General features: G+C 63.0%; 7 protein-coding genes. All 7 read right to left on the bottom strand.

Annotation, left to right across the window (positions count from 1 at the left end):
* Window positions 1-191 precede the first annotated feature (191 nt).
* The 7 genes from ACOQFS_RS08610 to ACOQFS_RS08580 all read right to left on the bottom strand — a co-directional run bounded on the left by ACOQFS_RS08610 (window position 192) and on the right by ACOQFS_RS08580 (window position 11,112).
* Window positions 192-584 (bottom strand): Spy/CpxP family protein refolding chaperone, encoded by a 393-nt coding sequence (locus ACOQFS_RS08610; protein ID WP_015012932.1) that lies wholly within the window; start codon window positions 582-584, stop codon window positions 192-194.
* Window positions 585-752: 168 nt separating this feature from the next.
* A complete protein-coding gene (locus ACOQFS_RS08605; protein ID WP_421562480.1) occupies window positions 753-3,719 on the bottom strand; it encodes a Tn3 family transposase in 2,967 nt (988 codons plus the stop codon).
* 2 nt (window positions 3,720-3,721) lie between these two features.
* The gene (locus tag ACOQFS_RS08600) at window positions 3,722-4,282 is read right to left on the bottom strand and encodes a recombinase family protein (RefSeq protein ID WP_421562479.1); all 561 of its coding nucleotides are present in this window, start codon (window positions 4,280-4,282) and stop codon (window positions 3,722-3,724) included.
* A gap of 296 nt (window positions 4,283-4,578) precedes the next feature.
* Window positions 4,579-4,923, bottom strand: coding sequence for a copper-binding protein (locus tag ACOQFS_RS08595; protein ID WP_421562478.1), 345 nt, complete (start codon window positions 4,921-4,923; stop codon window positions 4,579-4,581).
* Between the two features lie 71 nt (window positions 4,924-4,994).
* Complete coding sequence (locus tag ACOQFS_RS08590; RefSeq protein ID WP_421562477.1) at window positions 4,995-8,165, bottom strand: efflux RND transporter permease subunit; 3,171 nt, start codon at window positions 8,163-8,165, stop codon at window positions 4,995-4,997.
* Window positions 8,162-9,808 (bottom strand): efflux RND transporter periplasmic adaptor subunit, encoded by a 1,647-nt coding sequence (locus ACOQFS_RS08585; RefSeq protein WP_421562476.1) that lies wholly within the window; start codon window positions 9,806-9,808, stop codon window positions 8,162-8,164. The genes ACOQFS_RS08590 and ACOQFS_RS08585 overlap by 4 nt, the downstream gene beginning before the upstream one ends.
* Complete coding sequence (locus ACOQFS_RS08580) at window positions 9,805-11,112, bottom strand: TolC family protein (protein ID WP_421562475.1); 1,308 nt, start codon at window positions 11,110-11,112, stop codon at window positions 9,805-9,807. Before ACOQFS_RS08580 ends, ACOQFS_RS08585 begins: the two co-directional genes overlap by 4 nt.
* Window positions 11,113-11,364: the final 252 nt, after the last annotated feature.

Genomic DNA, 11,364 nt, shown 5'->3' with positions numbered 1-11,364 from the left:
TGTTTGCCTTCCTCTACAACGCGCTGGGCATACCGATTGCTGCAGGGCTGCTGTATCCCTTCACCGGATGGCTGCTGTCGCCAATGATTGCGGCCCTGGCGATGAGCCTAAGTTCGGCGTCAGTGATCGCGAACGCCTTGCGGTTGCGTACCGGTCGATGACGGAAACACCAGGCCTGCTGTGCAGCAGCATCAATTTGCCCTGTGTTTTGGAATAGCGCTGGCAGGCGCTACATAGCCGCGCAGTTCTTGATAGCGCGCTACTTGCATTGGCGTGAGGATTGCGACCGTCCGCAGGTGGTAGTTCAGATGCGAAGCGCGAAGCGAAGCTTGCGCGAGCGCAGCGCGTTCAACTGCCTGAGTCACGCTGGCTTCGCTGGGCGGCCCTGACCTGAAGAGGCGATCCAATTCCCTTTCGGTCTCAATTGCGTCCTTGCCGAATCGTTGAGCGTCGGCCTTCATCTGCTCTGTAAGCGCCGTCGCTTCTCGCTCTTGGTCTTTCGTTAGACGCAACTTTTCGCCCAGCTCCACAACGTGGGCGGGGCCGGGGAAGCCATTGAGTTCGGCTGCAAGTGCGAGCGACATGCCTCGTCCAACTTGAAAGTCTTCGATTTGCTACGGAGAAAGTGCTTTGATTTCGCGCTGTTTATAGCCAGCGTATTGCGAGGGTGCGGTGTGCGGAGCGAGCTGAGCAGGTTGGTTTGGATCAGGATGCTTGTGGGGGTCGTCTCAGAAAACGGAAAATAAAGCACGCTAAGCCGATTGCAGTGGCCGTAGCGGCCTGAACCTGCCCGCGCCGATCTTGGCGCTGCTGCGCCAGAGGTAATCGCCGGTCAGGTTGATGTGCTCCCAGCCGAGCGGCGACAGGTACTGCAATAGGCCGTCAGCGACGGCTTGACCGTGGCCACGTAAGGCGTTCGCGGCCCGCTCCAGATAGACCGTGTTCCACAGCACGATGGCAGCCGTGACCAAGTTGAGGCCGCTGGCTCGGTAGCGCTGCTGCTCGAAGCTGCGGTCGCGGATTTCCCCCAGGCGGTTGAAGAACACGGCGCGGGCCAGCGCGTTGCGCGCCTCGCCTTTGTTCAGCCCGGCATGCACGCGGCGGCGCAGCTCGACGCTTTGCAGCCAGTCGAGGATGAACAGCGTGCGCTCGATGCGGCCCAGCTCGCGCAGCGCTACGGCCAGGCCGTTCTGGCGCGGGTAGCTGCCGAGCTTCCTGAGCATCAACGAGGCCGTGACTGTGCCCTGCTTGATCGAGGTGGCCAGCCGCAGGATTTCATCCCAATGGGCGCGGACGTGCTTGATGTTGAGCGTGCCGCCGACCATAGGCTTCAGCCCGTCATAGGTGGCATCGCCCTTCGGGATGTAGAGCTTGGTGTCGCCCAGGTCGCGGATGCGCGGCGCGAAGCGGAAGCCCAGGAGGTGCATCAACGCGAAGACGTGATCCGTGAACCCTGCCGTGTCGGTGTAGTGCTCCTCGATCCGCAGGTCGGATTCGTGGTACAGCAGGCCGTCGAGCACGTAGGTCGAGTCGCGCACGCCGACGTTGACGACCTTGGTGTGGAACGGCGCGTACTGGTCGGAGATATGCGTATAGAACGTCCGCCCGGGGCTGCTGCCGTATTTCGGATTGATGTGGCCGGTGCTCTCGGCCTTGCTGCCGGTGCGGAAGTTTTGGCCGTCCGACGATGACGTGGTGCCGTCGCCCCAATGCTCGGCGAACGGGTGGCGGAATTGGGCGTTGACCAGTTCGGCCAGCGCCGCCCCGTAGGTTTCGTCGCGGATGTGCCAGGCTTGCAGCCAGGCCAGCTTGGCGTAGGTCGTGCCGGGGCAGGACTCCGCCATCTTGGTCAGGCCCAAGTTGATCGCGTCGGCCAGGATTGTGGTCAGCAACAGGTTTTTGTCCTTGGCCAGGTCGCCCGATTTCAGGTGTGCGAAGTGACGGGTGAAGCCCGTCCACTCGTCCACCTCCAGCAGCAGTTCGGTGATCTTGACGTGCGGCAGGATCATCGCCGTCTGGTCGATCAGGGCCTGCGCGGTATCGGGCACCGCCGCGTCGAGTGGCGTGATTTTCAGTCCCGACTCGGTGATGATGGCGTCCGGCAGCTCGTTGGCCAGCGCCATGCGGTTGACGGTGGCGAGCTGCGTTTCCAGCAGCGTCAGCCGTTCATGCAGGTACTGGTCGCAATCGGTGGCCACGGCCAGCGGCAATTCGCTGGCCTGCTTGAGGCTGGCGAATTTCGCGGGCGGCACCAAGTAGTCCTCGAAATCCTTGAACTGGCGGGAACCTTGCACCCAGATGTCGCCGGAGCGCAGCGCGTTCTTCAGCTCCGACAGCGCGCACAGTTCGTAGTAACGCCGGTCGATGCCGGTGTCGGTAATCACCAGTTTCTGCCAGCGCGGCTTGATGAACTCGGTTGGCGCATCGGCGGGCACCTTGCGGGCGTTGTCGCTGTTCATGCCGCGCAGCACCTCGATGGCGTCGAGCACATCCTTGGCAGCGGGCGCGGCCCGCAGCTTGAGCACGCCGAGGAATTCCGGCGCGTAGCGGCGCAGCGTGGCGTAGCTCTCCCCGATGCGGTGCAGGAAATCGAAGTCCTCCGGCTGCGCGAGTTTCTGCGCCTCGGTGACGCTCTCGGCGAAGGCATCCCAGGACATGACGGTCTCGATGGCGGCGAACGGATCGCGGCCGGCTTGCTTGGCCTCGATCAGCGCCTGGCCGATACGGCCGAACAGCCGCACCTTGGCATTGATCGCCTTGCCGGATGCCTGGAACTGCTGCTGATGTTTGTTCTTGGCGGCGTTGAACAGCTTGCCCAGGATGCGGTCGTGCAGGTCGATGATTTCGTCGGTGACGGTAGCCATGCCTTCGATGGCGAGCGCCACCAGGGTGGCATAGCGCCGCTGCGGCTCGAACTTGGCCAGGTCGGCTGGCGTCATCTGGCCGCCCTCGCGGGCGATCTTGAGCAAGCGGTTCTGGTGCACCGACCGCTCGACGCCGGAAGGCAGATCGAGCGCCTGCCACGCCTTGAGGCGTTCGATGTGTTCCAGCATATGCCGCGAGTTCGGCTTGACCGGCGACTGGCGCAGCCAGGCCAGCCAGGTCGTCTTGCCGTTGTCCCGGCGCTTGAGCAGATCGTCGAGGCGGCGGCGATGCGCGTCCGATAGCGGTTTGGCCAAGGCGTCGTAGATGCGCCGGTTGGCGCGAGTGATCGCTTCGGCGCTCGCCCGCTCGACGGCGTTGAGGGCGGGCAGAATGACCGACTGCCGCCGCAGATGCTCAATCAAAGCGTTGGCCAACACAACGCCCTTGTCGGTTTGCATGGCCAGCTCGGTCAGCGTGTGGACTACCTGTCGGTAATGGCTCATGGTGAACGGCTGGAAGCCGAACACCGTTTGCAGTTCGACCAGGTGCTCACGCCGGGTCTGCTCCCGCTGTCCGTACTCGCCCCAGCTTTCGATGCTGACCTTGAGCTGGTCGGCGACCAGTTTCAGCAAGGGCGGGAACGGCGGTTCATCGACGCCAAGGATGACGCCCGGAAAGCGTAGGTAGCAAAGCTGCACGGCAAAGCCCAGCCGATTGGCTGGCCCGCGCAGCTGTCGGATGATAGAGAGGTCGGTATCGCTGAATGTGTAATGTCGGATCAGGTCGTCCTTGGAGTCCGGCAATGCCAGCAGGCTATCCCGCTCGGCGGCGGACAGGATTGAACGACGCGGCATATTTACTGATCCGTTTTCAAGTATTGATACAGGGTTTCGCGACTGATTCCGAATTCACGAGCCAGCTTGGTCTTTTGCTCGCCAGCCTCGACACGTTGGCGCAGTTCGGCAATACGCTCAGACGACAGGGATTTCTTCCTGCCACGGTAGGCCCCGCGCTGCTTGGCGAGCGCGATGCCCTCGCGCTGCCGCTCGCGGATCAAGGCGCGTTCGAACTCGGCGAACGCGCCCATTACCGACAGCATCAGGTTTGCCATCGGCGAGTCCTCGCCGGTGAAGGTCAAATGCTCCTTCAGGAACTCGATGCGCACGCCGCGCTGGGTGAGGCCCTGCACCAGGCGGCGCAGGTCGTCGAGGTTGCGCGCCAGACGATCCATGCTGTGCACCACGACCGTGTCGCCTTCGCGCACGAAGGCGAGCAGCCGTTCCAGTTCGGGCCGCCGTGTGTCCTTGCCCGACGCCTTGTCGGTGAACACTTTATCCACCTGGAGCTGTTCGAGCTGCCGTTCTGGGTTCTGGTCGAAGCTGCTGACGCGGACGTAACCAATGCGCTGACCGTGCAAGGCATCCTCCTGAGGGAAATGTGTCAGGAAGAAATCTATGACCTTTGAAGGTATGTGTCAAACAATTCGCGAGGTAGCTCTATTCTGACGTTTCCGCGCCGGATGATCTGACGCCAGGATAGGGTATAGCTCAAGCTGACACTCATTCCCCAGCACGCACATGGATGATCACGTAATCTGTTCGTTCGGCTCGGTGTCATGCCGTGCCCACCGATCCAACGGTAGCGCGAGTGCTATCAGTGAGGCAAACAAGCAGCCGAGCAAACAGCCCGTCTGCTTCGCTCATCGAAGGATGCCTACTTCACGTTGGAGATGACATAGCCCTTGTCGGCCTGGGCAAACTCGAAATCGACGGTCTTACCGACAGTGAGTTTGTCCAGCATCATTTTGTCTTTGACCTTAAAACCCATGGTCATGGCGGGCCAGTTCAGGCTCTTGACTGGTTCGTGGGCCAGTGTGACAACGCTGGCAGCAGCATCGACCTTGGTGACCTTGCCCTTGGCCATATGTACGGTTTGTCCTGCCGCTGGCTTGCCCATCGGCACGTCCTTCATTCCGTCCATCATCTTTTGCTGCGCCAGCGCCGCAGTCGCCGAAAGCACAAGAATGGCCGCGATTGAGTTGATCAGTGATTTCTTCATATTCAGATTTCTCCAGTAATTGAGAGGGTGGGAAACCGGTCTCTGGCAAATCCAGAGACCGGGGGGTTTCATCAAGGGCGGTCGCCGTTTGAATGAATAGGGCGCGCTTGCGCGTGTGGTTGTCGACGAGGCCGCCGCATCAGGTAATAGGCTGCCGGAATCACGAACATCGACAGCAGCGGCGCGGTGATCATGCCGCCCACCATGGGTGCCGCGATACGTTGCATCACCTCGCTGCCGGTGCCCCCGCCCCACATGATGGGCAGCAGGCCGGCCAGAATCACCGCGACGGTCATCGCCTTGGGTCGCACGCGCAGCACAGCCCCTTCGCGGATCGCGTCCAGCAGATCGGCTTCGCTGGTCTGGTTCTGGTCAACGCGTGCCATCCACGCCTGCTTGAGGTACAGCAGCATGATCACGCCGAACTCGGCCGCCACCCCGGCAAGCGCGATGAAGCCCACGACGCCCGCCACCGACAGGTTGTAGCCCAGTCCATACAACAACCAGATGCCGCCGACCAGGGCAAACGGCAGCGTCGCCATCAACAACAGGGCTTCACCGAAGTGCTTGAAGGTCAGATAGAGCAGCACAAAGATGATCAGCAGCGTGAACGGCACCACCAGCTTGAGCTTGGCAGCGGCGCGTTCGAGAAACTCGAACTGCCCAGACCACGACACCGAATAGCCGGGCGGTAGTTTCACCTGCTCGGCCACCGCTTGCTGCATCTCGCGCACCGCCGTGCCCAAATCGCGGCCGCGCAGATCGACGTAGACGAAGCCGGCCAGGCGGGCGTTTTCGCTGCGCAGCATCGGCGGGCCGTCGTCGATGCGAATGTCGGCCACGTCGGAGAGGACAAGCTGCTGCCCGCGCGGCGTGACGATGGGCAAGGCACGCAGCCGGTCCAGCGAATCCCGCACCTCGCGCGGATAGCGCACGTTGATCGGGTAGCGCTGCAAGCCCTCGATGGTCTCGCCGATGTTCATCCCGCCCACGGCACCGGACACCACCGACTGCACGTCGGCGATGTTCAGGCCGTAGCGGGCCGCCCGCTCCCGCTGGATGTCAACGTTGACATAGCGCCCGCCCGTCAGGCGCTCGGCAAACGCACTGGTCACACCGGGCACTTGCTTGACGGCTTGCTCGATCTCACCCGTGAGCCGGTTGATGACGGCCAGGTCGCTGCCCAGCACCTTGACCCCGACCGGGCTCTTGATGCCGGTGGCCAGCATGTCCAGGCGGTTGCGGATGGGCGGAATCCAGATGTTGGTCAGGCCCGGCACGCGCACGGTCTTGTCCAGTTCCTCGACTATTCTTTCGGGGGTCATGCCCGGTCGCCATTCGCTCTTGGGCTTGAACTGGATGGTGGTCTCGAACATCACCAGCGGCGCGGGATCGGTCGCGGTCACGGCTCGGCCTGCCTTGCCGTAGACCGTGGCCACCTCTGGCACCGCCTTGATCAGCCGGTCGGTCTGTTGCAGCAATTGCGCCGCCTTGCCCGCCGACATGCCTGGCAGGGCGGTGGGCATGTACAGCAAGTCGCCTTCGTCCAGCGGCGGCATGAACTCGCTGCCCAGTTGCTGCAAGGGCCACCAACTGGCGGCAAGAAACACCACGGCAACCGCGATGGTGGCCTTGGGAAAGCGCAGCACCACTTCGAGCAAGGGGCGGTAGATGGCAACAAAGAAGCGATTGATCGGATTTTTCTGCTCGTCCGGGATGCGACCCCGGATCAGATAGCCCATCAACACCGGGATCAGCGTCACCGCCAGACCGGCGCTTGCCGCCATCGCATAGGTCTTGGTGAAGGCCAGCGGCGAGAACAGCTTTCCTTCCTGCGCCTCCAGCGTGAAGATCGGCACGAAAGAGAGGGTGATGATGAGCAACGAGAAGAACAACGCCGGACCCACCTCGGCGGCGGCGTCTCCAATCACCCGCCAGCGGGTTTCGCCTTGCAGTTGCTCCCCCGGATGTTTGTGGTTCCATTCCTCCAGGTGCTTGTGTGCGTTCTCGATCATCACCACCGCCGCATCCACCATCGCGCCGATGGCAATGGCAATGCCGCCCAACGACATGATGTTGGCGTTGACCCCCTGCCAGTGCATGACGATGAAGGCCGCCAGAATGCCCAAAGGCAAGGAGACGATGGCCACCAAGGCCGAGCGCAGGTGAAACAGAAACAGCAGGCATACGACGGCCACGACAACAAACTCTTCGAGCAGCTTGTGGCTGAGGTTCTCGATGGCGCGCTCGATGAGCCCCGAGCGGTCGTAGGTGGGCACGATCTCCACGCCTGGCGGTAGGCTCATCTTTAATGTGGCCAGTTTGGCCTTGACCGCTTCGATGGTGGTCAAGGCGTTCTCGCCCGAGCGCATGACGATGATGCCGCCCACGGCTTCACCGTCGCCGTCCAGCTCACCGATGCCGCGCCGCATCTCGGGGCCGATCTGCACATGGGCCACGTCGCCCAGCAAGACGGATACACCCGCCTCGGTGGTCATGAGCGGGATGGCTCGGAAATCGTCCAGGGTCTGCAAATACCCGGAGGCGCGCACCATGAACTCGGCTTCACCCATTTCGAGTACCGAGCCACCCACCTCTTGGTTGGCAGCGCGAATCGCCGCGATCACCTTGCTGTGGGGAATGCGATAGGCGGCCAGCTTGTCCGGATCGAGCACCACCTGGTATTGCCGCACCATGCCGCCGATGGTGGCCACCTCGGCCACGCCGGGCACGGTCTTGAGCTCGTATTTCAGAAACCAGTCTTGCAGGCTGCGCAACTGGGACAGATCCTGCTTGCCGGACTTGTCGGTCAGGGCGTACTGGTAAATCCAGCCCACGCCCGTTGCATCAGGTCCCAGCGCTGACGTGGCACCGGGCGGCAGGCGCGATTGCACCTGGTTGAGGTACTCCAGCACCCGCGAACGTGCCCAGTAGAGATCCGTGCCGTCTTTGAACAGCACGTAGACGTAGCTGTCGCCAAAGAAGGAATAACCGCGCACGACCCGCGCCCCCGGCACCGACAGCATGGTGGTGGTCAGCGGGTAGGTGACCTGGTTCTCGACCAGTTGCGGTGCCTGCCCCGGCCAGGAGGTGCGGATGATCACCTGGGTGTCCGACAGGTCGGGCAAGGCATCGAGCGGCGTGCGGGCCACCGACACCACGCCCCAGGCCGCCAGCAGCACGGTGGCGATCAGCACCAGAAAGCGGTTGGCAATCGACCAATGGATCAGACGGGCAATCATTGTGTGCCCCCCATCGCCTTGCTCTGACGCGCGCGCCATTGGACGATCTGTGGTGCATCGCCCTCCTGCATGCGGAACTCGATGTCAATCTCGCTGCCCGCCGAGGGCCTGCGCGAAGCAACGTCCGGGGCCAGCTTGAAGTCCATGGTCATGCCCGGCCACTTCAAGGCGGGGACTTCCGGATGCGTCAGCGTGATGGTTTCACCCGCCACGGCTTCCACCCGTGCGGTGGTGCGGTAGGTTTGCTGTGTCGCGCTCGTGGGTCCTTGCTCGCTACCCGAACCACTTGGCGAAGACAAGCGCGCTTCCACGCCTTTCAAATTGGCTTCGGAGTCGATGAGGAACTGTCCGGACAGCACGATCTTCTGGCTTTGGCTCAGGCCAGCCAGGATTTCAGCTTGACCGTTCTGTTCGCGACCCACCGTTACCTCGACCGGGCGGAACGCACCTTCCTCGACGACCATCACCAGCGTGCGCTTGCCGGTGCGCACCAGCGCCTCGGAGGGCACCAACAACGTGGCGCGCGCTTGGCCTTGCGCCGATGGCTTGAGTTGCATTTGCACGAACATGCCGGGCACCAGCTTGCCCTTGGGGTTGGCCAAGGCCATGCGCGCCTTGCGCGTGCGTGTCGTCGGATTGACCTCGGGCAACAAGGCCTGCACCTGGCCACGGAACACCTCACCCGGCAAAGCCGGGGTTTGTGCCGACACCTGTGCGCCCACGGCAAGCTGCGCCGCCTGGCTCTCCGGCACTTCAGCCTGCACCCACACGGTGGACAGGTCGTTGATGCGCATGAGCGGCATGCCCATCATCGCCGTGCCCCCTTCCCGCGCCATCAGTTCGGTGACTGCGCCGCTGGCCGGCGCAACCAGGGTCATGCGGGCCTGTACCTGGCCTGTGCGTTCGACCAAGGCAATCTGCGCCTCGCTCATGCCAGCCTGCCGCATGCGCTGGCGGGCTCCTTCAGCGAGTGTCTCCAACCCGCGCCCCTGTAAGCGCCTTGCGGTCAAATAGTCTTCCTGAACCGCCACCCAATCCGGTACATAAAGGTCCAGCAGCGGCTGCCCTTTGCTGACTTGATCCAGCACCGCACGCACGTGCAGCTTTTCAATAAAGCCGGTGGCGCGCGCTTGCACCAGGTATTGACCGCGTTCATTCCAGGCTACGGTGCCCACCGCTGCAACCTCGGGTGCCAGTTGACCAGAGACGACTTCACCCGTGCGCACCCCGAGGTTCTGCTGAATGCGCGAGCTGACGGAAACCGTGCCGCTGTCGGCACCCTGCGCCCCGGCATAGGCGGGAACCAGCATCATGTCCATAAAGGGCGATTTACCGGGCGACTCGAATTTTTTGCCCGGCACCATGGGGTCGTGGTAGTAGAGGATTTTTCGACCGGTGAGCGGATCGACGTCGCCGCCCTTGAGGCCGCTCTCGACATGGCGCCGTGTGGCCGCTTCGCCCTCCGGTATCCCCCAGGCAGAGGGGTCTACTGCGGTAGCTGCAGGCGAGCCTGTCGCTTCGGTGGGCGCTGCCGTCGGGGCATGCGCCATCCCGTTGCTGAGACCCAGTTGGTAGAGGCTCCAGCCGCCCGCGCCGAGCACGCCGGCCGCCAGCAGGGCGATGACTATGGTTTTCTTGTTCATGGTTCCTGCTCCTGAGCGGGTTGATTCGACGGACTGGGCAAGGTCTTGGGCCAGGGATCAGGCAAAGGGGCTTGCCCGGCCTGTTCTTGAGGGATCAGATACTCCAGTTCGGCCCACCAGGCGGCCGTCTGCTTTTCGATGCGCAGCCGCTCCAGGCGGGTGTCGGTCACCATGCGCTGGGCTTCGATAACGGCAGCCAGAGGCGCCTTGTCGCCGCGGAAGGCAGCCTCCATGGCCTGGACTCGCTCCGTCGCCAGCGGAATCAGGGTCTTGTCGTAATCTGCGAGGCGCGTGAGGTTGCTGCGCCAGTTGGCGAGCAGGCGTTGCACCTCGAAGAGGTGCTCGCGCCGCATCTCTTCGCGCTCCAGCCTGATCTGTTCAGCCTTCTGCAACCTGGCTGACAGCTCGCGGTCCTGTTTGCGGGCCTGATCCCATTGCAGAGGAATGGAAACGCCCAGCGACACCATGTCGCCGAATTGGCTGCCCCGCTTGCTGTACATCAGCGACCAGCTCCAGTCGGCGCTCTTGTCCTGTCGTGCCACCTCGGCCTCGGCCAGCGCAACACGCTCGCGCGCATTCATCACGGCGATGTCGGGGTGCTGATCGATCTCGTGGCCCAACTGGTGTTCGGCGAGGCGAGTCCGGTCGATTCTCGGGAGGGCGCCGAGTGGTTGTTCGGCGCCATCACCTATCCAGCGTTGCAACTGCGCCTTGGCGTTGGTGAGCCCGGCACCTACCTCGTGCAATCGGTCATCGATTCGGGCCACGGCAGCATGCGCAGCCAACACATCCGCTTGGCTGCTGCGCCCGCCACGGTAGGCGGATTCAACTGCTTCGCTCACCCGGCCGGCTTCCTCACGTTGGCGCTGCAACAGGCCCTGTATTTGTTCCTGGTAGTAGCGGTCGAACCAGGCGCGGGCGGTTTGGGTGAACAGTCTGGCCTTTTGCATGGAGCGCATGGACAACGCGGCCTCGGCTTCCCGCTCGTATCGTGCGCTGCGTGCCTGGCGTTTTTCGGAACCCGTGAAGGTCTGCATCAGGCTGACCGAACGCATCGTCATGAAATCGTCTGTCAAGCTGTAGCGCATTGGCCCTTCGATGGGTAGGTTGTCCACCGACAGGCGCAACACCGGGTCCGGCAGACGACCGGCGGAGACGGCCATTTCCCGGGCGACCCGAGATGCAGCGTCCTGGGCTTGAAGCGTCGCAGAACGAACCTGCGCAGCATCCAATGCCGCGTCCAAAGTCAGGGGGGATGAGGACGGTTGTGCCGCCGCTAGGCTGGCGATGCCGAGTGACAGCACGGCAGCAGCAATAAGTCTGATTCTGCGAGGCCAGTACCGGCGAGCGCTACGAACGGGAGGCGTACTGCCTCCCTGAGAGGGAAGTGAATGCATTGGCTAACTCCATGCGTGATGAACCCGCGCGATTGATCGAGCACGGGACAAGGAACTGTCAGCCACAGGGTGGCCGACAGCCGTATCGCGGTTACACGGAATTAGCTAAGGGATGGCGGTCGCCAGACGCCGGAGGGATCAAACGAGGCGATAAATCCG

Source organism: Paracidovorax sp. MALMAid1276 (assembly GCF_049198005.1).
Lineage (GTDB): Bacteria > Pseudomonadota > Gammaproteobacteria > Burkholderiales > Burkholderiaceae_C > Acidovorax.
Note: the sequence above shows the minus strand (reverse complement) of the source record. Positions and strands in the feature narration are given on the sequence as shown.

What these genes read in the sequence shown, in the direction of transcription:
- ACOQFS_RS08610 (WP_015012932.1), bottom strand. Translation starts at nt 584, where the DNA reads ATGTCGCTCGCACTTGCAGCCGAACTCAATGGCTTCCCCGGCCCCGCC.
- ACOQFS_RS08605 (WP_421562480.1), bottom strand. Translation starts at nt 3,719, where the DNA reads ATGCCGCGTCGTTCAATCCTGTCCGCCGCCGAGCGGGATAGCCTGCTG.
- ACOQFS_RS08595 (WP_421562478.1), bottom strand. Translation starts at nt 4,923, where the DNA reads ATGAAGAAATCACTGATCAACTCAATCGCGGCCATTCTTGTGCTTTCG.
- ACOQFS_RS08590 (WP_421562477.1), bottom strand. Translation starts at nt 8,165, where the DNA reads ATGATTGCCCGTCTGATCCATTGGTCGATTGCCAACCGCTTTCTGGTG.
- ACOQFS_RS08585 (WP_421562476.1), bottom strand. Translation starts at nt 9,808, where the DNA reads ATGAACAAGAAAACCATAGTCATCGCCCTGCTGGCGGCCGGCGTGCTC.